Genomic DNA, 22,914 nt, shown 5'->3' with positions numbered 1-22,914 from the left:
TCTTCGCGCAAGCGCTCATCGGTGTCCTCGGCTCTTCGCGCAAGCGCTCATCGGTGTCCTCGGCTCTTCGCGCAAGCGCTCATCGGGGAACCCTCGGAACCTTGAGGCCCGATGCGGCGATCATCTCCCGCATCACCTCGTTCACACCGCCACCGAAGGTGATGACCAGGTTGCGCTTCGTCTGTGAGTCAAGCCATTTGAGCAGTTCTGCGGTCTCGGGCTCGGCGGGGTTGCCGTATGCACCGACGATCTCCTCCGCCAGCCGGCCCACCTTCTGGATGCGTTCGGTGCCGAACACCTTGGTGGCCGCGGCGTCGGCGACCTCAATGGTCTCGCCGCCCGCGGCGACCTGCCAGTTGAGCAGCTCGTTGATCCGCCAGATGGCCTTGATCTCGCCAAGCAGGCGCAGCACGTCGTCATTCTCGATGGGCGTCACGCCGTTGCCGCCGGGCTTGGAAGCCCATGCGTGCACCCGGTCATAGATCGACGCCACCTTGCCTGCGGGGCCGAGCATGACGCGCTCGTGGTTGAGCTGCGTGGTGATCAGGCGCCAGCCCGCGTTCACCTCGCCGACGACCATGTCAGCGGGCACCCGGACGTCGTTGTAGTACGTCGCGTTGGTGTGGTGGGCACCGTCGGACAGGATCATCGGTGTCCACGAGTAGCCCGGATCCCTCGTGTCGACGATGAGGATCGAGATGCCCTTGTGCTTCACGGCATCCGGGTCGGTGCGGCACGCCAGCCAGATGTAATCGGCGTCGTGCGCACCCGTGGTGAAGACCTTCTGGCCGTTGACGATGTACTCGTCGCCATGACGGATCGCGGTGGTGCGCAGCGACGCCAGGTCGGTGCCCGCCTCGGGCTCGGTGTAGCCGATCGCGAAGTGCACCTCGCCGGCCAGGATGGCGGGTAGGAACTTCTTCTTCTGCATCTCGCTGCCGTACACCTGCAGCGTGGGGCCGACGGTCTGCAGCGTCACCGCGGGCAGCGGTACATCAGCGCGCGCTGCCTCGTTGACGAAGATGGACTGCTCGACCGGCCCCAGCCCCAGCCCACCGAACTCCTTGGGCCAGCCCACGCCGAGCTTGCCGTCGGATCCCATCCGCTTGATGACGGCACGGTAGGCCTCGTTGTGCCGGTCGGACTCCATCGCCTGATGCTCTTCGGGCGAGATGAGAGTCGAGAAGTACTGTCGCAGTTCGGCTTGCAGCTGACGCTGCTCCGGAGTCAGTTCGATGTGCATTACGCTCCCACCAGATTGGAGGCCGCAAGAAGGTTCAGACGAAGCGAGGGACCGCCCAACAGTCGGGTCAGATCCTTGATCGTGGAGTAGTAGCGGTCCATCGGGTAGGTGATGTCCATACCCATGCCGCCGTGCAGGTGATGACAGATCTGCATGACGGGCGGCGCCTGCGACGCCAGCCAGTAACCCAGCACGTCGAGGTCCTCCTCGGCGTCACGCCCCTCCGACAGACGCCACACCACCGATGTCGCGGCCAGCGAGATCGTGCGCGATGCGATGTAGACCTCGGCCAGCTGAGCGGCGACGGTCTGGAACGTCGACAACGGCTTGCCGAACTGCTCGCGGGTGGCGACGTAGTCTGCGGTCAGCCGCAGCGCACCCGCGACGAGGCCCGCCGCGAACGCACCGATGGCGGCCAGCGCGAGCTGGTTCACACGGTGCACCTGCGCGCCGACCAGCACGTCGGTATCGGGCACGGCCACCCCGGCGAACGTCACCGAGTACTCATCGGATCCGTTGGACGTCGGAGACTGGGTGAGCGTCACGCCGTCGGCCTTGGCCGACACGACGACGACACCGCTGTCGGTCGTGACGACGAGCCAATCTGCAAGTGCTGCAAAGGGGACGCCGATCTTGGTGCCCGACAGCTTGCCGTCGGCCAGGACAGTCGCCGGCCGTTCCGGCAGTGACGCGCCCGGCTCGTTGAGCGCCGCCGAGAGCACGCCGCCCTTGGCCACGCCGGCCAGGAAGCGGTCCTGCTGTTCCTCGGAGGCCAGATCGAGCAGCGGCAGAAGGCCGAGGCCGAGGGTCGCCAGTGCTGGACTGACGGTTCCGTGTCTGCCGATCTCGGTGAGCGCCGAGGTGATCTCCGGCAGGCCGAGCCCGTCGCCACCGAGCCGCTCGGGAACACCGAACGCGATGACACCGCCATCGACGAGCGCGTTCCAGCTGTTGTCACGGCCGAGCGCTGAGGCCACCACGTCGGTAACGGCCTGCTGACCTTCGTCTGGACTGAAGTCCACCCGAATCCTCCTTGATTCGTGCGCCACGTCCGCGCGCGGCGACCCTGAAAGCGTAAGTGCTGGCTACGCCTTGGCGCCTGTGTAGTCGACCTGCCAGTGCTTGATGCCGTTGAGCCAGCCCGACTTCAGCCGCTCGGGCTCACCGATCGGCTTGAGATCCGGCATGTGATCGGCGATCGCATTGAAGATGAGGTTGATGGTCATCCGCGCCAGGTTCGCCCCGACGCAGTAGTGCGCGCCGGTGCCGCCGAAACCGACCTGCGGGTTCGGGTCGCGCAGGATGTTGAAGCTGTGCGGATCGTCGAAGACGTCTTCGTCGAAGTTCGCCGAGCGGTACGACAGCACCACCCGCTCGCCCTTCTTGATCTGCACACCCGAGAGCTCGGCATCCTCGAGCGCGGTGCGCTGGAACGCCGACACCGGTGTGGCCCAGCGAATGATCTCGTCGGCCGTGGTGCCCGGGCGCTCCTTCTTGTATAGCTCCCACTGATCGGGGTTCTGCGAGAACGCGATCATGCCGTGGGTGATCGAGTTGCGCGTGGTCTCGTTACCCGCCACCGCGAGCATGATGACGAAGAAGCCGAACTCGTCGTCCGACAGCTTCTCGCCGTCGATATCGGCCTCGATCAGCTGCGTGACGATGTCCTCGGTGGGATTCTTGGCGCGCTCCTCGGCCATCTTCATCGCGTAGGTGATGAGTTCGAACGACGACATCGCCGGGTCGACATCGGCGTACTCCGGGTCCTCACCGGCGGTCATCTCGTTGGACCAGCGGAACAGCTTGTCGCGGTCCTCCTGCGGCACGCCCAGCAGACCGGCGATGGCCTGCAGCGGCAGCTCGCAGGAGACCTGCTCGACGAAGTCGCCGGAGCCCGCGGCCGCCGCGGTCTCGGCGATCTTCTGGGCACGCTCGGCGAGTTCGGCCTCCAGCCGCCCAACGGCGCGCGGCGTGAAACCGCGCGAGATGATCTTGCGCAGACGGGTGTGCTGCGGCGCGTCCATGTTCAGCATGACGGCCCGCTGCAGGTCGATGGCGTCGCGCGTCATCTCCTTCGGCCAGACCGGGATGGCTCCGTCGGGTGAGCTGCCGAAGACGTCGCTGCGCTTGGACACGTCCTTGACGTCGGCGTGCTTGGTGACCAGCCAGTAGCCCTTGTCCCCGAATCCGCCGGTTCCGCCCGGCACGTCGACCCAGTGCACTGGCTCTGACTTGCGCAACTCGGCGAGTTCAGCGACCGGAAGGCGCTCGAGGTTCAGATTCGCGTCGAGGAAGTCGAAGTCTGCCGGAATCATGGGGGGTGCCATAGGGGTGCTCTCCTCAATTGCAACGTGTTCTAGTGCCAGTAAAACATGGGTTCACCGCAGATCAAAGGCGTGGCGACATCGCAGCTTGTCAGACTTATGAAACGTGTTCTAGCCTGGCGAGATGGGTAACCCTGTCATCGTCGAAGCCACTCGCAGCCCCATCGGCAAGCGCAACGGTTGGCTATCCGGATTGCACGCGACCGAACTCCTGGGCGAGGTCCAGAAGGCTCTAGTGGCCAAGGCCGGCATCGACGCCGGTGACGTCGAGCAGCTCATCGGCGGCTGCGTCACCCAGTTCGGTGAGCAGTCCAACAACATCACCCGGGTCGCCTGGCTGACCGCGGGCCTGCCCGAGCACGTCGGTGCCACCACGGTGGACTGCCAGTGCGGCAGCGCGCAGCAGGCCAACCATCTGGTCCACGGCCTCATCGCGGGCGGCGCGATCGATATCGGCATCGCCTGCGGCATCGAGGCGATGAGCCGCGTGGGCCTCGGCGCCAACGCGGGACCGGACCGCTCGATCATTCGGGCCGCGTCCTGGGATATCGACATGCCCGATCAGTTCACCGCCGCCGAGCGGATCGCCAAGCGGCGCGGAATCACCCGTGAGGACATCGACGCGTTCGGCTTCGCCTCGCAGCAGAAGGCCAAGGTGGCCTGGGCCGAGGGTCGGTTCGACCGCGAGATCTCGCCCATCGTCGCGCCGGTTCTCGACGAGAACAAGCGGCCGACGTCCGAGCGGGCGCCCGTCACCCGCGACCAGGGACTGCGCGAGACCACGCTTGAGGGCCTGGCGGCGCTGAAGCCCGTCATGGAGGGCGCCATCCACACCGCAGGCACGTCATCGCAGATCTCCGATGGCGCGGCGGCCGTGTTGTGGATGGACGAGGACAAGGCGAAGGCGCTCGGACTGAAGCCGCGCGCCCGCATCGTCAGCCAGGCCAACGTCGGGTCGGAGGCCTACTACCACCTCGACGGGCCCGTGCAGTCGACCGCCAAGGTGCTGGAGAAGGCCGGCATGAAGATGGGCGACATCGACATCGTCGAGATCAACGAGGCCTTCGCATCGGTGGTCCTGTCGTGGGCCCGGGTGCACAACCCGGACATGGACAAGGTGAACGTCAACGGCGGTGCCATCGCGCTCGGTCACCCGGTCGGCAGCACCGGTGCCCGCCTGATCACCACGGCGCTGCATGAGTTGGAGCGCACCGACAAGAGCACCGCGCTCATCACGATGTGCGCGGGCGGCGCACTGTCCACCGGCACGATCATCGAGCGAATCTAACCCGTGCCCGTTTCCGATGCCGAGCGCATCGCCGCGGCGAAGGCCTACATAGACGCGCTCGTCACCCACGATGGGGACGCTGTTCCGTTCGCACCGCAGTGCACTCGGATCGAGCAGGGCATGAAGAACGGCTTCTCGGGAAATCACCTGCGGCGCAGCTTGAATCGCGGCCCGCAGTACCGCGTCATCGGGGCCACCACCCCGGCCGACTACACCATCGACGGCGACGAGGTGAACGCCCGCTACGACGTGCTCACCAAGTTCTCGGTGGGCGGCACACGCGTGGCGGCACACGTCGACGAGACGTTCCTCATCCCGGCGAGTGACGGGCTGATCCACCACATCCGGGTCCGGTTCCACCCCTTCCTGCACCGCGCGTAACGCGATTAGGATCGCGCCATGCCGAAATCACGCCCCAAGTACATGGACACCGCGTTCGGCGACTTCGCCGTGAAGTGGATGTCTCGCATCAACACCTTCATGTACCGCCGCAACAAGGGCGAGGGCCTCGGCGGCAACTTCCAGGGCATCCCGGTCGCGCTGCTGACCACCATCGGCCGCAAGACCGGCGAGCCACGCGTCAGCCCGCTGTACTTCCTTCGCGACGGCGACCGCGTGATCGTGGCCGCCTCCAAGGGCGGCAGCGACAAACACCCCATGTGGTACCTGAACCTGCGCGCCAACCCGAAGGTCACCGTCGAGATCAAGGACGAGAAGCTCGTCCTGACCGCCCGCGAGGCCACCGAGGATGAGCGGAACCTGTACTGGCCCAAGCTCGTCGCGATGTACCCGACCTACGACGACTACCAGTCCTGGACCGAGCGCAAGATCCCGCTGGTGGTCTGCGAGCCGGCATGAGCGCCGACGCTCCCGCCGACCTGCACTTCTACTTCGACCCGGTCTGCCCGTTCGCCTGGCTGACGAGCAAGTGGGTGCGGGTGGTCGCCGCACAGCGTGACTATCGGGTGGACTGGCGCTTCATCTCGCTGCGAATCCTCAACGCGAACATCGACTACGCGTCGCACTTCCCACCCGAGTACGAGGCTGGGCACACCGCAGGGCTCCGGCTGCTTCGAGTGGCCGCACGCGTGCGCGCCGAGCACGGCCGCGCTGCCGTCGGCCCCCTGTATGAGGCGATCGGCACCCGCATCTTCGACACATCGCGCGCCGTCGACCCGTTGTCGGCATCCGATCAGGGTGCGCGGCACATGTTGGAGCCCGTCCTGAGTGCGGTTGGCCTGCCAACGGATCTGGCCGACACGCTCGATGACACAGGCCTCGACGACGAGGTTCGCGCCGAGACCGAGGAGGCGCTGTCCCTGACGGGACGCGACGTCGGAACCCCGATTCTGCACTTTGAACCACCGGCCGGTACCGCGTTCTTCGGTCCGGTGATCAGTCGACTGCCCGATGAGGCCGACGCGGGCGTGTTGTGGGACCACGTCGTCGGGCTGGCGGCGTTCCCCGGCTTCGCCGAGATAAAGCGCAGCCTGCGCGAACGGCCGCAGCTGGCCAGCTTCGGCGTCGACCCCGATGCGGTCGGCACACAGGAGGACTGGCATGGCGGCAGCCGGCGGACGAAGAAGTAGCGCGTTTGCGAAGTGCCGCTCCCGGCTAAGCAGGGACATGGGCCGTATCTCGGATTGGATCCGGAACTCGACGCTGCTGGCGCTGCTGCTGAAGTACTTCACGCGCGCGCACATCGCGGTGTACCGGCGCACCAATGGCAGGCTGGGCGCGAAACTCCTGTGGTTCCCAGCCGCACTGCTCACCACGACCGGCCGTAAGTCGGGTCTGCCGAGAACCACCGCGACGCTCTATCTGCGCGACGGCGCCAGGGTGGTGCTACCCGCATCCTTCGGTGGCCGCGACGGCAGCCCCATGTGGTACCGCAACCTGAAGACCAATCCCGAAGTGCGCGTGCAGGTTCGCGACGAGCATCTGACGATGACGGCCCGCGACGCGACAGACGAGGAACGCAGGCGGTACTGGCCGGTGCTGATCAAGATGTATCCGCCGTACAAGAACTATCGCGACGCCGCCGACCGGGTGATTCCACTGGTGGTCTGCGAACCCTGAGTTCGGCGCGGCAGATTCGCGCTTTCCGGCGCCGCGGGCCATGGGAGAATGGGATCACTGGCGAACCGCTCGCCACGGCGGGCTGGGGAGGCGCGCATGGGTGTGCTGGACGCGTTCACGTCGACCTGGTCGAGCGCGCGGACAACCTTCGGTCAGGGCTCACCGCAGACGGGCGAACCATTCGACGCCAGCAGCCAACTCGGCCAACTCGAATCCGACCTGAGCGCAGCGGCGCCCGGATCCCGGTGGACGGGTTCGGCGTCCGCTGCATATGACGCGGTCAACACCGAGCACCGTCGGGTGATCGGCGAACTCGGAGGTCTGGACCAGCGCCTGCGCACTCAGATCGACAGGACAGCTGCGGTGGTCACCACCGGACGGGCCGACCTCGACGCGGTCCGCAAGTGGGTGCTGGATGCGGCCAACGCGGTTCCCCGCAACGCGGCCGGCGAGCGGATGCTGCTGCCGATCGTCCAGAAGGGCCTCGGTGAGGTCGCCCAGATCGTCTCGCGGTCCAACGGCGAGCTGAACGCCATCGGTGCCGGGATCCGCGGCCTCGACGCGGAGTACCGGGCCCTGGGCGACCAGCGATTCGCGGACGGCGATCAGCGCGGCAAGGACGGTGACAAGCCCGCCGAACCCCAGGACCCGTATGAGAAGGCCCTGCGCGAGGCGGGTCTGCTCGACGGCCCACCGCCGGATGGCTACTACCGGGAATGGCTCGAGAACGCCCAACGCCAGGGTGTGCCACCGGAGGTCATCGTCGACATCGCCCGCCGACACAACATCACCCCGGAGAGCTTCAACGTGCTCAACGGTATGGAGAAGGTCACCGACAAGGACGGCAAGTCGTTCTTCCTCATCCCCAAGGGCACCTCGGGTGAGGATGCGCGCAAGGCGGTCCTGATGACCTATGTCCTCAACGCGGGCACCGACTATGGCGATTCACCGGGCACGAAGGACTTCGCGGAGACCCCGTACTCCGCCGACGAGGTCCAGCGGATCATCGACCGGCAGGAAGCGAACTCCTGGAGTTACGACAAGGACGTCGGCTTCGTGGACAGCAACGGCGGTCGACTGATGACCACGCCGAACGGAATGCTAATGGGGCTCGGCGGCAACCAGTTACAGGACTTGTACAGCGAGGCAGGCGGCTCCACCTGGGGTGACATCTTCATGCTGAACATCGACGACCCCAGTGATTCCGCGCAGCAACTCAAACAGGTCGCCGAGTCCGGCCAGATGTGGTACCCGGCGGAGGACGGCAATGGGCGCCAGGGCCGGCTCGATCTCGATCGGATTCTTCATCACGAGGAACGCCATTCACAGCAGTGGGCCGACAAGGGTTACGGCACCATGCTCAGGGAGTACGGCTGGGAGATCTTCCGCGAGAAGGTCCTCGGCAAGACCAACAGACTCGAAGAGGACGCCGGGCTGTCCGACGGGGGGTATCACTGATGCGTCGTGGTGCTGCGCTGATCGCGATGGTCGTCGCGCTCATCGCTGGCTGTGGCCAGGACAGCTGGGAACAGACGGCCCCGTTCGCCCCGTCGCTGCGGCCGGCATTCGGCGCGCGTGTCACGGACGGCAACCTGCAGATCTGGACGGGTTCTCCATGTTCTGGAGCCACGGCGTTCAGCCTGTACTTCGAGCCGGGTGAGGTTGAACTCGAACTCCGCGCACCCGGCAACGCGGCCTTCGACGCTGAGCACCTCACGGTGGGCGGCCCCTACCCGGGGTTGCAGGCCACCAAGCCGCTACCCGCTGACTTCGACTGGCGCAGTGCGGATTCGGTACGCATCTCCGTCTACGGAGGCGACGGCGGATGGGGCTCCACCGCACAGATCGCCGAGGTGATCGACGGGTCATCCGACCATCCGAATGACACCTACTGGTTCCAGGATGTGGGCTGGCTCAACCCCGCTCAGGTCGCCGAACAGGACGGCAAGACCTTCCTGGCGACCTGCACCGATGACCCGGCGCAGGAATGATCGCCGTCATCGCACGTGTCACCGCCGGACTGTTCGGGGCGGCGGCCGGGGTGCTCTGGCTGTTTTGTGTGTACATCGTTGCCAGTTCGGTGCTCTCAACCGATCCGGCCTCGGACCCGCACGGCTTCGGTCTGATGTTCGGCACCGTGGTCGGCATAATCTCGGGACTGCTGTTCGCGGTCGTGCTGCCGGCCGTGTTCCCGGCAGCACGACGCAGACGAATCACCCGCATCTGCATGGCGATCTACATCGTCACGATGGCCCTGCTGTTCCTCACCATGTACGTGGCCTAGCGCGCAGATCAGGCCCCGAAGACCGGCAGCGGCGTCCGCGACTTGGCCAGCAGGTCCGACACCACGGGGCCGAGTTCGGCGGGATCCCAGCGGGCACCCTTGTCCACCTCGCCCCCGCGTGCCCAGCCCTCGGCGACGCGGATGATGCCGCCCTCGACCTCGAACACGCGGCCGGTGACCTCGCGGGACTCGACACTGCCCAGCCACACCAACAGCGGTGAGACGTTCTCCGGCGCCATGGCGTCGAACGCGGACTCCTGCGTCGACATCATGTCGGCGAACACGGTCTCGGTCATTCGGGTGCGCGCCGACGGTGCGATGGCGTTGACGGTGACGCCGTAGCGGCCCATCTCGGCCGAGGCGACCAGTGTCAGCGCGGCGATACCCGCCTTGGCGGCACTGTAGTTGGCCTGCCCCACGCTGCCCTGCAGACCGGCACCGCTGCTGGTGTTGATGATGCGCGCGTCGACCGGGTTCCCCGCCTTGGACTGCGCCCGCCAGTACGCAGCGGCGTGTTTCATCGTGGCGAAGTGTCCCTTGAGGTGAACCGCCGTGACGGCGTCGAACTCCTCCTCGCTGGTGTTGGCGAACATCCGGTCCCGCACGATACCTGCGTTGTTGACCAACACGTCGAGCCCACCGAACGCGTCGACGGCGGTCTGGATCAGACCCTCGGCCTGCGCCCAGTCGGCGACGTTCGCCCCGCTGGTGACGGCTTCCCCACCGGCGGAGACGATCTCATCGACGACGCCCTGCGCGGCGCTACCGCCACCTGCGGCCGATCCATCGAGTCCCACACCGATGTCGTTGACCACGACACGAGCGCCCTCAGCGGCGAATGCCAGGGCGTGCGCCCGGCCGAGGCCGCCACCCGCGCCTGTCACGATGACCACACGTCCGTCAAGCAGTCCCATATTCGTTGTCTCCCTCAATGTTTGAAGAATGCGCTATTTGATGTCAGCAGTGGTGGTGGACAGGTAGTGCGGCGGCTCGCCACCGCCATGCACCTCGAGCGATGCGCCGCTGATGTAGGACGCGGCGTCAGAGGCCAGAAATGCGGTCGCCCAGCCGACGTCAGTCGGCTTGGCCAACCGGCCAAGCGGGACGTTGCGTGAGATCGCCGCGATCGAGTCGGCATCGCCGTAGAAGAGTTCGGACTGCTCGGTCTCGACCATCCCCACGACGACGGAGTTCACCCGAACCCTCGGCGCCCACTCCACGGCCAGCGTCTTGGTCAGGTTGTCCACGCCCGCCTTGGCCGCACCGTAGGCGGCGGTGCCCGGGGTTGGCCGACCTCCGCTGACGCTGGAGACGTTGACGATTGTCCCGCCGCTGTCCTGGTTCTGCATGACCGCGTTCGCATGCTGCGAGACCGACAGCGGGCCAAGGAGGTTGAGTTCGATGATCTTGCTGTTGAACTTGGCCGACGCGTCGGCGGCCAGGACGTAGGGCGATCCGCCCGCGTTGTTGACGACGACGTCGAGGCGGCCGTGCTTACCGACGATGGCGTCGATGAGCGCCCTCACCGAGTCGTCGTCACGGACGTCGCAGGAGTGGAACTCATAGGGCGAACCCTCGACAGGACGTCGGGCACACGTCACGACGGTCGCCCCCTGATCGGCGAACACGGCACTGATACCGGCGCCGACCCCTCGTACGCCGCCGGTCACCAGAACTACCCGGCCATCCAGTCGCAGATTGATTCCAGCCCCGTCGGTCACTGTGCTAGCGTACCAAGCAAGTGCTTGCTTAGGTAGCCACCCCCCGGAGTAGCTGAGGTATTCGCATGACGATCACCACCAAAACGGTCGAACCGGGCATCGTCTCGGTCACCGTCGACTATCCGAAGGTCAACGCCATCCCGTCACGGGGATGGTTTGAACTCGGCGACGCCATCACCGCGGCGGGCCGCGACCGCAGCACCCACGTGGTGATCCTGCGCGCCGAGGGCCGCGGCTTCAACGCCGGCGTCGACATCAAGGAGATGCAGAACACCGAGGGCTTCACAGCGCTCATCGACGCCAATCGCGGCTGCTTCCACGCGTTCCGCTCGGTCTACGAGTGCGAGGTGCCGGTCGTCGCGGCCGTCAACGGCTTCTGCGTCGGCGGCGGTATCGGACTGGTCGGCAACGCCGATGTCATCGTCGCCTCCGATGACGCCACGTTCGGGCTGCCGGAGGTGGAACGCGGCGCACTCGGCGCGGCCACCCACCTGTCGCGCCTCGTCCCCCAGCACATGATGCGGCGACTGTTCTACACAGCCGCCACCGTGGATGCGCAGACCCTGCATCACTTCGGCTCGGTGCACGAGGTGGTGCCGCGCGCGGACCTCGACGAGTCCGCGCTTCGGGTGGCTCGCGATATCGCCAGCAAGGACACCCGGGTGATCCGCGCCGCCAAGGAGGCGCTCAACTACATCGACGTTCAGCCGGTCAACGCCAGGTACCGGATGGAACAGGGCTTCACCTTCGAACTCAACCTGGCCGGGGTGTCCGACGAGCACCGCGATGCGTTCGCAGGAACGAAGAAGGGATCCGAAAAGGCATGATTCGGCGGGCACGAGCGAAGCGAGCGGGGAAGTAATGGCAGACAAACGGACCACTTTGGACGAGGCCGTCTCGTCCATTGAGAGCGGTATGACCATCGGCATCGGTGGCTGGGGATCGCGGCGCAAGCCGATGGCCTTCGTGCGGGCCCTGTTGCGCACCGACGTCACCGATCTGACCGTCGTGACCTACGGCGGTCCCGATCTCGGACTGCTGTGTTCGGCAGGCAAGGTCAAGCGCGCCTACTACGGCTTCGTCTCGCTGGACTCGCCGCCGTTCTACGACCCCTGGTTCGCCAAGGCCCGCACCACCGGTGCGATCGAGGCCCGCGAGATGGACGAGGGCATGGTGCGGTGCGGACTGCAGGCCGCGGCACAGCGCCTGCCGTTCCTGCCGATCCGCGCCGGACTCGGCAGCGATGTCCGAGCATTCTGGGGCGACGAGCTGAAGACGGTGAAGTCTCCCTATGAGACTGACGGTGGCTTCGAGGAATTGATCGCGATGCCTGCGCTGAACCTCGATGCGGCGTTCGTGCACATGAACCTCGGTGACGCACAGGGCAATGCGGCCTACACCGGAATCGACCCGTACTTCGACGACCTGTACCTGATGGCCGCGCAACGTCGCTTCCTGAGCGTGGAGCGCGTCGTGTCCACCGAGGAACTCATCAAGTCGGTGCCGCCGCAGGCACTCCTGATCAACCGGATGATGGTCGACTCCGTCGTCGAGGCACCCGGTGGAGCCCACTTCACCACCGCCGAACCCGATTACAAGCGTGACGAGAAGTTCCAACGCCACTACGCCGAAGCCGCGGGCTCCGACGAGACGTGGCAGGAGTTTGTCGCCACATACCTGTCTGGCAGCGAGGCCGACTACCAGGCCGCAGTCCGCAAGTTCGCCGAAGAGCAAGCCGCCGCAAAGGAGGCGTCCAAGTGATCTCTGTGACCCGAGCCGAGGTGTGCGCCGTCGCGTGCGCCGAACTGTTCCGCGATGCAGGCGAGATCATGGTCAGCCCGATGACGACCATCGTGTCCGTCGGTGCTCGCCTGGCCCGTCTGACGTTCTCCCCCGACATCCTGCTCAGCGATGGCGAGGCCCGACTGCTGGCCGATACCCCCGCCATCGGTGCGACGGGAGCCATCGAGGGTTGGATGCCGTTCGGCCGAGTCTTCGAGACGCTGGCCTGGGGTCGGCGCCACGTCGTCATGGGCGCCAACCAGATCGACCGCTACGGCAACCAGAACCTGTCGGCGTTCGGCCCGGTTCAGCACCCGAAGCGTCAGATGTTCGGTGTCCGTGGCGCGCCCGGCAACACCATCAACCACGCCACCAGCTACTGGGTCGGCAGCCACTCCACGCGCGTGTTCGGCGACACCGTCGACATCGTGTCGGGCATCGGCTGGGACAAGGTCGATCCCGATAACCCCGCCTACCGGTTCGTCAACGTGTTCCGGGTGGTGAGCAACCTCGGCGTGTTCGACTTCAACGGTCCCGACCGTCAGATGCGGGCGGTGTCGCTGCACCCCGGCGTCGACGCCCAGCAGGTCGCCGAGAACACCGGCTTCGAGGTGCACGGCCTGGACTCCGCCGACACCACACGCCTGCCCACCGACGAAGAGCAGCGGCTGCTGCGCGAGGTCATCGATCCCAAGTCGCTGCGGGACAAGGAAGTCAAGGTCTGATCATGGGCAAGCTGCGCACACCGCTGACCGAGCTGGTCGGCATCGAGCATCCGGTCGTGCAGACCGGTATGGGCTGGGTCGCGGGTGCGCGGCTGGTCGCCGCGACCTCCAACGCCGGCGGACTGGGCATCCTGGCCTCAGCCACCATGACGCTCGAGGAGCTGCAGACCGCCGTCACCAAGGTCAAGGCCACCACCGACAAACCCTTCGGCATCAACATGCGTGCCGACCTCGGCGACGCCAATGATCGCGTCGACCTCCTGATCCGCGAAGGAGTCAAAGTCGCCTCCTTCGCTTTAGCACCCAAGCCCGAGCTGATCGCCAAGCTCAAAGATGCGGGCGTCGTGGTGATCCCATCGGTCGGGCTGGCCAAGCACGCCAAGAAGGTGGCCAGCTGGGGCGCCGACGCGGTCATGGTGCAGGGCGGCGAGGGCGGTGGGCACACCGGCCCAGTGGCCACCACCCTGCTGCTGCCCTCGGTGCTCGATGCCGTCAAGGACACCGGAATACCGGTCATCGCCGCCGGTGGCTTCTTCGACGGTCGCGGCCTGGCCGCCGCCCTGTCCTACGGTGCGGCCGGCGTCGGCATGGGGACCCGGTTCCTGCTGACGTCGGACTCGACGGTGCCCGACGCGGTCAAGCAGCGCTACCTGGACGCCGGCCTGGACGGCACCGTGGTGTCGACCCGCGTCGACGGCATGCCGCACCGCGTGCTGCGAACCGGCCTGGTCGAGAAGCTGGAGAGCGGATCACCCGTGCGCGGGTTCAGCGCCGCGATCGGCAACGCCCAGAAGTTCAAGAAGATGTCCGGCCGCAGCTGGAAATCGATGATCAGCGACGGTCTGGCCATGCGGCACGGCAAGGAACTGACGTGGTCGCAGGTCCTGATGGCAGGTAACACGCCGATGCTGCTGAAAGCCGGCCTCGTCGAGGGCAACACCGACGCCGGCGTGCTGGCATCGGGTCAGGTGGCGGGCATCATCGGCGACCTGCCATCGTGCGCCGAGCTGATCGACTCGATCGTGGCCGACGCCGTGAGGCACTTGACTGAAGCGTCCTCCTTCATTCAGCCATAGTGAAGTGAATAGCTTCATTTAGTGCAAATTAAGCTATAGTCTTCATATGGCCGATGTGCAGCCGTCAGCTTCATCGAGAGCGACGCTGATCGGCGACGTCGTGGACTCGCGCGGCTCCGCCGACCGGCGCGCGTTGCACCACGACCTGACCGCAGTCCTGCGCGCCGTCGCCCACAACGCGATCGACGCCCCGGCGTTCACGGTCGGCGACGAGTTTCAGGGCAGCTACGCCACCATCGGCGAGGCCATCGCCGCGGCATGGGCGGTGCGTCTCGCGGTCGCCCCTGACGTGGACGTCAGATTCGGTATCGGGTGGGGCGCGGTCAGCGTGCTCGACGAAGCCACCGGAATCCAGGACGGCCCCGGCTGGTGGTCGGCGCGGGCAGCCATCGAGTGGACCGCCGACGCACAACGGCAACCGGGACTCGCCCTCGTGCGCATCACCTACCGCAACGTCGGGGGTGACGGACCGTCCGCCGACACCGTCAACGCCGCACTGATGTGTCGGGATCACATGTTTGGATCACTCGATGAACGGTCCATCCGCATCCTGAGAGGTCTCATGTCCAACCGGTCGAAGAAGGATCTCGCCGCCGCGGAGAAGATCAGCCCGTCGGCGGTCTCCCAGCGCGTGAGCCGCGACGGTCTGGACCTCATAGTGCTTGCCTCGCAATACCTCTCGGAGATCCGATGAGCATGCTGGCGGCGTTGCTCATCGCTGTCGGCGTTGGTGACATCAGCCGACGGCTGATCCGCACGACGTGGCTGCCACCGCTGATCGGTGTGGCAGTCCTGGTGGACGTCGCGCTGGCGGCCGGGCTCTGGCACCTCGGTGACCTCGTGCTGCTTGCGATCGCGGCCATCGCGTGCGTCGGATGGCAGGTGACATGCGAGCGCGCCGAGCGGACCGGCAGGCATCAGGCGACGCCACTGGTGGTGTTCGGGACGGCTATCGCGGTGCTGATTCTGTTGTCCGGCTGGGCATCCGACGTCGGCGGCCTCGTCGAGCGCTGGACGTCATGGGTAGGCCTGGACGCCTCACCAGACCGCGTGTTGATGGTGCTCGGCGTGCTGCTGGTACAACTGGCGACGGCCAATCAGGTGGTACGACTGGTCCTCGGTTCGGTGGGCGCGGTCAAGCCCGTCGGCCAGCCGCAGGCGTCGGATCAGCTGAAGGGCGGCCGACTGCTCGGTCCGATGGAGCGCCTGCTGATCGTCGGGCTGGGCCTGGCCGGCCAACTGACCATGGCGTCGGCGGTGGTGGCGGCCAAGAGCATCATCCGGTTCCCCGAGATCAGCTCCAAGCGCGACCGCGACGGCAACGCCGAGCGCGTCGGAATCGATGACGTCACCGAGTACTTCCTAGTCGGCAGCCTTGCCAGCTGGATCCTGGCGTTCGGCGGTCTGGCATTGGTCGCAGCCGCGCACTGATCGCCGGAGTGTGGCGCCGGCGTGAATCCCGACACGGGAGTCGGTACTCACCATGTGGAACAGTCCGGGGGATACTCGTGGAATGCATGTCAACGTTGACAATTTCGTCCGAGCAGAGACCGACCGAATGTTTGCCGACATCCAACGTGATGCGGGCGGAGTCAACACATTCCGGCACAATCGCGAGCCTGCACCCATTGACCAGCAAACCGTGATCCGCCTCAATCGCGACACCCTGTACAGCTTCGCGATCGTTGACATATCCGCGGGAGCCATCCTGACACTCCCCGATTCTGGCGACCGCTACCTCTCGGCGATGATCGTCAACCAAGATCACTTCATCAACGACGTCTACCACGACGCCGGCACCTACCGGCTCACCGTAGATCGGTTCGCGACGCCATATGTGCTTGTCGGCGTACGCATCCTCGTCAACCCTCTCGACGACAGCGACCTCGCCGAAGTCGCACAACTCCAGGACGCACTGAAACTCGAATCCGGGTCAGCCACACCCTTCGTGTACCCGGACTACGACGATACGAGCATGGACGCAACACGCGACGCGTTACTCGCGCTGGCCAAGGGCCTCCAGGCTTTCGACCACACATTCGGTACCCGCGATCAGGTTGACCCCATCCGCCACCTCATCGGGACCGCCGCCGGCTGGGGCGGACTCCCCACCGACGAGGCCACGTATATCGGCGTCGACCCGACGCCGTCTCCCCACGTCCAGACACTCACGTTGCGTGACGTTCCGGTAGATGGATTCTGGTCGGTCTCGGTGTACAACGCACGGGGATTCTTCGAGCCAAACGAACAGAACCAGTACACCGTCAACAGCGTCACCGGCGTCAAGAATCCGGATGGCTCGGTCACAGTCCGGTTCGACCCCAACGGATCCGGCGACAAGCCCAACACCATCGCGACACCCGAAGGATGGAACTTCCTGGTCCGGCTTTACCGGCCGCACGCCGCAATACTCGATGGAACCTGGCAGCTACCCGAACTGACTCCCGCAACTGACTGAATACTGTGCGTCATGGCGTGACACTCGTTGTACTGCAATCCGTTCCACGACCCGACGTAGAGATTCGGGCGTGTAACCGGAGGCAATGCCTTCTCCCCTTCGTTTGACTCAGGCATTGAACCCGTGAGCGCGACGCTCCTAAGCCCACCAAAGCGGCGAAAGCACCGACGCCGCGCCTCGTCGTTCCTACACTCGGCTCACAGACAACTGTGCGGGGGACGAGCACATGAAGATGAATGCGGCCGTGTTGTGGAACGTGCATGGTGATTGGAGCGTCGAGGAGGTCGACCTCGATCCACCCCAGGAGGGCGAGGTCCTGGTCTCGTTCGAGGCGACCGGCCTCTGCCACTCCGACCACCACCCACGCACCGGCGACTTCCCCGCGCCTTTTCCGTTCATCGGGGGTCACGAGGGCGCCGGCATCGTGCAGGAGGTCGGGCCCGGTGTCCGGGGCCTGAAACCCGGCGACCACGTCGTCGCGTCGTTTCTGCCTGCGTGCGGGAAGTGTCGGTGGTGCGCCAGCGGCCATCAGAACCTGTGTGATCTGGGCGCGATGCTGCTGAGCGGGACGCAGTTGGACGGCACCTACCGCAGGCACATCGGCGCCCAGGACATCAGCGTCTCGCTTCTGCTTGGCACGTTCGCCGAGTACGGCGTCGTATCCGACGCCTCGCTGGTCAAGATCGACGACGACATCCCGTTGTCGCGGGCGTGCCTGATCGGTTGCGGTGTCACCACCGGTTGGGGTTCTGCGGTGAACACCGCCAACGTCCGCCCCGGCGACACCGTGGTGGTCATCGGGTGCGGCGGTGTCGGCAGCGGCGCACTGCAGGGTGCGCGGCTCGCGGGTGCCGAGCGGATCATCGCCGTCGACATCGTGGCGGACAAACGCGACAAGGTAACCCAGTTCGGTGCAACGCATTTCGCCACATCGATGGCCGAGGCGACAGCGCTGGTCGCCGACCTCACCAAGGGCGTCATGGCGGACTCGGCGATACTGACGGTCGGGCTGGTGAAGGGTCCGATGATCGGCGAGGCACTCGAGCTGGTGCGCAAGGGCGGCGCGGTGGTGCTCACCGGGATCGCCGCCTTCGCCGACGACACCCCGACCATCCCGATGGCGTTGTTCACGCTGTTCCAGAAGCGACTGTTGGGCAGCCTCTACGGCGAGGCCAACCCGCGGGCGGATATCCCGCGGCTGCTCGACCTGTACCGCAGCGGTCAGCTGCTCCTCGACGAGACCGTGACGAGTGAGTACAAACTCCACGACATCAACGAGGCTTACGACGACATGCTCGCCGGGCGCAACTTTCGCGGTGTGGTCATTCACGACCACTGACGGGGCGCGGGCCGGCCATTCCTTGATCAAGATGCGGTAAGACGGGGCACGGTCACCGCTCGACGCCTCCAGAAGGATTCCCGGGCGGTACGGGTGAGCGTTGCGCTGCCGGCCGCGCTCTGGCACCTCGGCGACCTCGTGCTGCTTGCGATCGCGGCCATCGCGTCCGTCGGCTGGCAGGTGACATGCGTGCGCGCCGAGTGCACCGGCAGGCATCAGGCGACGCCGCTGGTGATTATCGGGACTGCGGTCGCGGTGCTGATCCTGTTGTCCGGCTGGGCCATCCGATGTCGGCGGCCTCGTCGGGCGCTGGACGTCACGGTTAGGCCTGGACACCTCACCGGGCCGCGCGCTGATGGTGCACGGCGTGCTCCTGGCGCAACTCGCGATGGCCAACCAGGTGGTGCGACTGGTCCTCGGCTCGGTGGGCGCGGACAACTAACCATGGCCTCGGCGGTGGTGGCGGCCAAGAGCATCATCCGGTTCCCCGAAATCAGCGCCAAGCGCGACCGCGACGGCAACGCCGAGCGCGTCGGCATCGATGACGTCACCGAGTACTTCCTGGTCGGCAGCCTTGCCAGCTGGATCCTGGCGTTCGGCAGCCTGGCCTTGGTCGGCCTCAGCGGACTGTGAGCTGTTGCACTCAGGTTTTCCACAGCTTTCCGCACGGCGGATGTCATCACCGTCTAACGTCCTTGCCGGAACTTGATTCAGCAACGAAATTGCTTGACAAAAGGGGTAAATAGGATGGGCAAAAGGCGCGTGCATCGCGGCGACAGCAAATGGCGAAGCACTTCGATGGTCGCTTCGGCAGCACTATCGTTGGGCGTGATCGCGGCCGGTGGGGTTGGCTACGGCACAGATTCGGCAGGGCCTTCGAGCGAACCTGCCGTGACGGCGGCGACCATCGATCCGATCTTGACGCGGTTCTCGCTGCCACTGGTCGGCGATGCGTACTCGACATTGCCGACCAGGCCCCTTCCACTCCCCCTCGGTGTTGATCGGACGTCGCCGCCGTCGCTCCCACAGTTGTTGGTAGACCCCGCGCCGGCACCGTCAACGTCGACCGGACAGTCATCGACGCCCGGAACGATCTTCTCCGCCCAGGCATTGCGCACCGCGAATGCCTCACTGGTCGGCTGGGGCGGGGTCCCGACCCCCCAGTCGAACCCAACGAGTCGGACGGACTCCGACGCGCGAACCTTCGCGGTGCCGGGGCCGCTCACGATCGGTGGGTCCCCGCTGTTCGGCGACGGCGGTTTGTTGATCGGCAACGGGTTGAACGGCACCGAGGCCCATCCAAATGGCGGCGCAGGGGGCTTGCTCTGGGGCAACGGCGGGGCTGGCTGGAACTCGACGGTCGACGGGGTGAACGGCGGCAACGGCGGGAGGTCGGGCCTGATCGGCAACGGCGGGGCTGGCGGCGCCGGAGGAGTGGGTGCCAGCGGCGGCAACGGTGGCAGCGCGATGTTGCTCGGTGACGGCGGGGCCGGAGGTCGCGCTAGCGACGGCACTCACGGCTCGAATGGCGTGAACCCCGCCCCGACGGGCACCACCGCACAAACGGGCGGCAACGGCGCGAGCTGCTCGACCAACGGATGCAAGGGCGAGATCGGCGGTGCCGGATCGGATGGGATCCCGGGCGAGGTCGGCGGCACCGGCGGTAACGGTGGTTCGTCGGACACGAAGCCCACAGCCATTGGTGCCCCTGTGAGCGCAGTGGGCGGGAACGGAGGCACGGGAGGCACCGGCGGCACTGGCGCCGCGGGCGGCACCGGCGGAAACGGTGGCGACGCCACGACCACCGCCAACAACTCGAGCGCGACTGCAACGATCGGCAACGGCGGCACGGGAGGGACGGGCGGCACCGGTGCGACCGGCGGAAACGGCACTGCAGGCGGCAACGGTGGCAAGGGCGGAAATGGCGGAGCCATCTTCGGCTCGGGCGGTAAGGGCGGGACCGGCGGCAACGGCGGAAACGGCGGCAACGGAGATACCGGAGGCGCGGGAGGCACCGGCGGAAACGGCGGCAGCGGCTGGGCCCGCTACATAGGCAATGGATCTGCGAAGATCGATGGTGCCTTGAAGGGCAACGGCGGCGCAGGCGGGAAGGGCGGCACTGGCGGCGCGGGCGGGAAGGGCGGTAACGGCGGCGCAGGCGGGAAGGGCGGCATCTTCGGATCCTCGGGCACCGCAGGCGGTTCCGGGACGGGCGGTACGGGTGGTGCCGGTGGCCAAGGCGGTGCGGGTGGCGCCGGCGGCGAGACCGGCATCGGCGGCGGCAACACCGGCGCAACGGGTTCCACCGGAGGTTCTGGCGCGAAAGGCGCCGACGGCCGCTAGCTAGTGCCCCTCAATACCCACGGTTTGTGAATCTGGCGACGCCCAAACAGCATGTAGCGTCGCCAGATTCACAAATGCGCCATCTCACCAAGTGAAGCCTCGCTCAAGCAGCACGCTCTCGACGCGTGACACGTAGGTCGCGCGTCGGAACTTGAGCAGGTCGCGGCTGGCCCTGATCACGAACCAGCCCAGCCGGATCAGCTCGTACTGCTTGTCGATATCGCGTTGTCGCACGGCCGGGTCGCTCCAGTGCTGCGGACCGTCGTACTCGATCGCCACCTTCACCTCGTCGTAGGCCATGTCGACACGCGCGACGAATCCGCCGTACTCATCGAAGATCTCCAACTGCGTTCGCGGCGCCGGTAGTCCCGCGTCGACGAGCGCCAGCCTCGCGACTGTCTCCTGCGGCGACTCGGCGCCACCGTCGATCAGCGGAAGCAGCCGTCGTAGACGCGGCAGACCTCTGGCTCCCGGATGGGCAGCGATTACAGCCTCGACGTCGATGACCTTCACCCCGGTCGCGTTGGCCAGCGCGTCGAGTCGTTGCACGGCCTGAACACGGCCAGCGGTGTGACGGCCGATGTCGAATGCCGTTCGGGCAGGCGCGGTTACAGCCATCGCGCCGACGTTCAGCGTCTCCCCAGGTGCGAGCGCCTCGGTGCGGATGACGAGCCGCGCCGGCGACCTCCGGTTGTCATGGATCAACTCGGCTGGGTTTCTCTTGTCGACCCATTTGACGCCGAGCATCGCGGCGGCAGACTGGCCCGCCACGACACCGCGGCGCCTCGACCACAGCCACGCGGCCTCGGCGCGTTGTCGTGCCGTGACTTCGACACCTCGCGGCACGTACACGCCGGGATACAGCGACACGTATGCCTTGCGCATTGCGCGCTCGGGGATGACGGCGCTGGATAACGCCTCAGCGCCGACGAACGGCCACGGTATGTCCCCCACGTCTCGCAGCCTGCGCGCGAGGCCTGACGCGTTAAGCCCCCGCGTCGCGGTTATCCACAGGCACGCCTCGGTCAACCACCGCTCGTTTGTGAATCTGACGACGAAATCGGCCTCGAAACGTCGTCAGATTCACACTCGGCGAGACAGCTAGAGGCGCTCGATGATCGTGACGTTGGCGGTGCCGCCGCCCTCGCACATGGTCTGCAGACCGTAGCGACCGCCGGTGCGCTCCAAGGTGTTCAGCATGGTGGCGAACAGCTTGGCACCCGTCGCGCCGAGCGGATGGCCGAGCGCGATGCCGCCGCCGCTGGGGTTGACCTTCGCCGGGTCAGCGCCGGTCTCCTTGAGCCATGCCATCACGACGGGCGCGAAGGCCTCGTTGATCTCGATGGTGTCGATATCGTCGATCGACAGCCCGGTCTTCTCCAGCGCGAAGTGCGTCGCCGGGATCGGGCCGGTCAGCATGAACACCGGGTCGGCACCACGGGCGCTGATGTGGTGGATGCGAGCCCGCGGCTTCAGCCCGTGCTCCTTGACCGCCTTCTCGGACGCGAGAAGTACCGCGCTGGCGCCATCGGAGATCTGGCTGGCCATGGCTGCGGTCAGACGGCCGCCGTCGATGAGGGTCTTGAGCCCGGCCATCTTCTCCAGCGAGGTGTCCCGCGGGCCCTCGTCGGTGACGAAGCCGTCTACCGAGATGATCTCCTTCTCGAAGTGCCCGGCGCGGATGGCTTCCTGCGCACGCTGGTGGCTGGTCAGCGAGAACTGCTCCATCTCCTCGCGCGACAGGTTCCACTTCTCGGCGATCATCTCGGAGCCGCGGAACTGCGAGATCTCCTGGTCGCCGTAGCGGTGCAGCCAGCTCTTGGACTCGTTGGTTGGCGAGGTGAAGCCGAACTGCTCGCCGACGATCATCGCGGAGCTGATCGGAATCTGGCTCATGTTCTGCATGCCACCGGCGACGATGACGTCTGCGGTACCCGACAGGATCGCCTGTGCGCCAAAGGAGATGGCCTGCTGGCTCGACCCGCACTGACGGTCGACGGTGACGCCCGGCACCTCCTCGGGGAAGCCCGCGGCCAGCCACGACAGCCGTGCGATGTTGCCCGCCTGGCCGCCGACGGCGTCGACGCAGCCGGCGATCACGTCGTCGACGGCACCCGGGTCGACGTCGTTGCGCTCGAACAGCCCACGCCAGACGGTGGCTCCGAGGTCGACGGGGTGCAGGCCGGCAAGCGATCCGTTGCGCTTACCAACCGCGGTTCGCACAGCGTCGATGATGTACGCCTCGGCCATGT

25 protein-coding genes are annotated in these 22,914 nt (G+C 66.5%); 18 read left to right on the top strand and 7 right to left on the bottom strand.

What is annotated here, in order from left to right; all coding sequences use genetic code 11:
- Window positions 1–79: 79 nt before the first annotated feature.
- From fadE29 to ABIA65_RS07035, 3 genes are all read right to left on the bottom strand, one after another.
- The gene (gene fadE29, locus ABIA65_RS07045) at window positions 80–1,243 is read right to left on the bottom strand and encodes an acyl-CoA dehydrogenase FadE29 (protein ID WP_354523049.1); all 1,164 of its coding nucleotides are present in this window, start codon (window positions 1,241–1,243) and stop codon (window positions 80–82) included.
- The gene (locus tag ABIA65_RS07040) at window positions 1,243–2,265 is read right to left on the bottom strand and encodes an acyl-CoA dehydrogenase family protein (protein WP_241402932.1); all 1,023 of its coding nucleotides are present in this window, start codon (window positions 2,263–2,265) and stop codon (window positions 1,243–1,245) included. The genes fadE29 and ABIA65_RS07040 overlap by 1 nt, the downstream gene beginning before the upstream one ends.
- Before the next feature lie 63 nt (window positions 2,266–2,328).
- Window positions 2,329–3,570, bottom strand: a complete 1,242-nt coding sequence (locus ABIA65_RS07035; protein WP_241402931.1) for a cytochrome P450 — start codon at window positions 3,568–3,570, stop codon at window positions 2,329–2,331.
- Window positions 3,571–3,691: 121 nt separating this feature from the next.
- Here ABIA65_RS07035 and ABIA65_RS07030 point away from each other — a divergent pair, with 121 nt between their 5' ends.
- The 8 genes from ABIA65_RS07030 (at window position 3,692) to ABIA65_RS06995 (ending at window position 9,218) form a co-directional block, all read left to right on the top strand.
- Entirely contained in the window at window positions 3,692–4,855 is a 1,164-nt protein-coding gene (locus ABIA65_RS07030; protein ID WP_241402930.1) for a steroid 3-ketoacyl-CoA thiolase, read from the top strand.
- Window positions 4,856–4,858: 3 nt separating this feature from the next.
- Window positions 4,859–5,236 carry a DUF8021 domain-containing protein gene (locus ABIA65_RS07025; RefSeq protein WP_241402929.1) on the top strand — a complete coding sequence of 126 codons (378 nt, stop codon included), beginning with the start codon at window positions 4,859–4,861 and terminating at the stop codon, window positions 5,234–5,236.
- An 18-nt stretch (window positions 5,237–5,254) separates the two neighbouring features.
- Window positions 5,255–5,713, top strand: a complete 459-nt coding sequence (locus ABIA65_RS07020) for a nitroreductase family deazaflavin-dependent oxidoreductase (RefSeq protein WP_241402928.1) — start codon at window positions 5,255–5,257, stop codon at window positions 5,711–5,713.
- Window positions 5,710–6,444 carry a mycothiol-dependent nitroreductase Rv2466c family protein gene (locus tag ABIA65_RS07015; RefSeq protein ID WP_354523048.1) on the top strand — a complete coding sequence of 245 codons (735 nt, stop codon included), beginning with the start codon at window positions 5,710–5,712 and terminating at the stop codon, window positions 6,442–6,444. The genes ABIA65_RS07020 and ABIA65_RS07015 overlap by 4 nt, the downstream gene beginning before the upstream one ends.
- A 37-nt stretch (window positions 6,445–6,481) precedes the next feature.
- The gene (locus ABIA65_RS07010; RefSeq protein ID WP_241402926.1) at window positions 6,482–6,934 is read left to right on the top strand and encodes a nitroreductase family deazaflavin-dependent oxidoreductase; all 453 of its coding nucleotides are present in this window, start codon (window positions 6,482–6,484) and stop codon (window positions 6,932–6,934) included.
- Between the two features lie 96 nt (window positions 6,935–7,030).
- Window positions 7,031–8,392 (top strand): EspA/EspE family type VII secretion system effector, encoded by a 1,362-nt coding sequence (locus ABIA65_RS07005; protein WP_354523047.1) that lies wholly within the window; start codon window positions 7,031–7,033, stop codon window positions 8,390–8,392.
- A complete protein-coding gene (locus tag ABIA65_RS07000) occupies window positions 8,392–8,925 on the top strand; it encodes a hypothetical protein (protein ID WP_354523046.1) in 534 nt (177 codons plus the stop codon). Before ABIA65_RS07005 ends, ABIA65_RS07000 begins: the two co-directional genes overlap by 1 nt.
- Window positions 8,922–9,218, top strand: coding sequence for a hypothetical protein (locus tag ABIA65_RS06995; RefSeq protein WP_354523045.1), 297 nt, complete (start codon window positions 8,922–8,924; stop codon window positions 9,216–9,218). The genes ABIA65_RS07000 and ABIA65_RS06995 overlap by 4 nt, the downstream gene beginning before the upstream one ends.
- Before the next feature lie 8 nt (window positions 9,219–9,226).
- Here the strand turns inward: ABIA65_RS06995 and ABIA65_RS06990 are convergent, their stop codons facing one another.
- Window positions 9,227–10,132 carry an SDR family oxidoreductase gene (locus ABIA65_RS06990; protein ID WP_241402921.1) on the bottom strand — a complete coding sequence of 302 codons (906 nt, stop codon included), beginning with the start codon at window positions 10,130–10,132 and terminating at the stop codon, window positions 9,227–9,229.
- Window positions 10,133–10,165: 33 nt separating this feature from the next.
- Window positions 10,166–10,939: an SDR family oxidoreductase gene (locus ABIA65_RS06985; protein ID WP_241402917.1), complete on the bottom strand. Its 774-nt coding sequence runs from the start codon at window positions 10,937–10,939 to the stop codon at window positions 10,166–10,168.
- A 65-nt stretch (window positions 10,940–11,004) separates the two neighbouring features.
- Between ABIA65_RS06985 and echA20 the strand changes: the two genes are divergently transcribed.
- The 10 genes from echA20 (at window position 11,005) to ABIA65_RS06935 (ending at window position 20,662) form a co-directional block, all read left to right on the top strand.
- Window positions 11,005–11,766, top strand: coding sequence for a (7aS)-7a-methyl-1,5-dioxo-2,3,5,6,7,7a-hexahydro-1H-indene-carboxyl-CoA hydrolase (gene echA20, locus ABIA65_RS06980; protein ID WP_241402915.1), 762 nt, complete (start codon window positions 11,005–11,007; stop codon window positions 11,764–11,766).
- 34 nt (window positions 11,767–11,800) lie between these two features.
- Window positions 11,801–12,700 carry a cholesterol ring-cleaving hydrolase subunit IpdA gene (ipdA, locus tag ABIA65_RS06975; RefSeq protein ID WP_354523044.1) on the top strand — a complete coding sequence of 300 codons (900 nt, stop codon included), beginning with the start codon at window positions 11,801–11,803 and terminating at the stop codon, window positions 12,698–12,700.
- The gene (ipdB, locus tag ABIA65_RS06970; protein ID WP_354523043.1) at window positions 12,697–13,446 is read left to right on the top strand and encodes a cholesterol ring-cleaving hydrolase subunit IpdB; all 750 of its coding nucleotides are present in this window, start codon (window positions 12,697–12,699) and stop codon (window positions 13,444–13,446) included. The genes ipdA and ipdB overlap by 4 nt, the downstream gene beginning before the upstream one ends.
- A gap of 2 nt (window positions 13,447–13,448) precedes the next feature.
- Window positions 13,449–14,522 (top strand): (3aS,4S,5R,7aS)-5-hydroxy-7a-methyl-1-oxo-octahydro-1H-indene-4-carboxyl-CoA dehydrogenase, encoded by a 1,074-nt coding sequence (gene ipdC / locus ABIA65_RS06965; protein WP_241402909.1) that lies wholly within the window; start codon window positions 13,449–13,451, stop codon window positions 14,520–14,522.
- Window positions 14,523–14,568: 46 nt separating this feature from the next.
- Complete coding sequence (locus ABIA65_RS06960) at window positions 14,569–15,216, top strand: SatD family protein (protein WP_241402907.1); 648 nt, start codon at window positions 14,569–14,571, stop codon at window positions 15,214–15,216.
- Complete coding sequence (locus tag ABIA65_RS06955) at window positions 15,213–15,953, top strand: hypothetical protein (RefSeq protein ID WP_354523042.1); 741 nt, start codon at window positions 15,213–15,215, stop codon at window positions 15,951–15,953. Before ABIA65_RS06960 ends, ABIA65_RS06955 begins: the two co-directional genes overlap by 4 nt.
- A gap of 127 nt (window positions 15,954–16,080) precedes the next feature.
- Entirely contained in the window at window positions 16,081–16,980 is a 900-nt protein-coding gene (locus ABIA65_RS06950) for a DUF1214 domain-containing protein (protein WP_354523041.1), read from the top strand.
- A 226-nt stretch (window positions 16,981–17,206) separates the two neighbouring features.
- A complete protein-coding gene (locus ABIA65_RS06945) occupies window positions 17,207–18,319 on the top strand; it encodes an NDMA-dependent alcohol dehydrogenase (RefSeq protein ID WP_354523040.1) in 1,113 nt (370 codons plus the stop codon).
- Between the two features lie 93 nt (window positions 18,320–18,412).
- Entirely contained in the window at window positions 18,413–18,952 is a 540-nt protein-coding gene (locus ABIA65_RS06940) for a hypothetical protein (RefSeq protein WP_354523039.1), read from the top strand.
- 258 nt (window positions 18,953–19,210) lie between these two features.
- The gene (locus ABIA65_RS06935; protein ID WP_354523038.1) at window positions 19,211–20,662 is read left to right on the top strand and encodes a PGRS repeat-containing protein; all 1,452 of its coding nucleotides are present in this window, start codon (window positions 19,211–19,213) and stop codon (window positions 20,660–20,662) included.
- Between the two features lie 84 nt (window positions 20,663–20,746).
- Here ABIA65_RS06935 and ABIA65_RS06930 read toward each other — a convergent pair whose 3' ends face one another.
- Together ABIA65_RS06930 and fadA6 are read right to left on the bottom strand one after the other, a co-directional pair.
- The gene (locus ABIA65_RS06930) at window positions 20,747–21,616 is read right to left on the bottom strand and encodes an endonuclease domain-containing protein (RefSeq protein WP_354523037.1); all 870 of its coding nucleotides are present in this window, start codon (window positions 21,614–21,616) and stop codon (window positions 20,747–20,749) included.
- Window positions 21,617–21,763: 147 nt separating this feature from the next.
- A complete protein-coding gene (fadA6, locus tag ABIA65_RS06925) occupies window positions 21,764–22,912 on the bottom strand; it encodes a steroid 3-ketoacyl-CoA thiolase FadA6 (protein WP_354523036.1) in 1,149 nt (382 codons plus the stop codon).
- Window positions 22,913–22,914: the final 2 nt, after the last annotated feature.

It is taken from the genome of Mycolicibacterium sp. 624, assembly GCF_040548615.1.
In the GTDB taxonomy this organism is placed as follows: domain Bacteria; phylum Actinomycetota; class Actinomycetes; order Mycobacteriales; family Mycobacteriaceae; genus Mycobacterium.
Note: the sequence above shows the minus strand (reverse complement) of the source record. Positions and strands in the feature narration are given on the sequence as shown.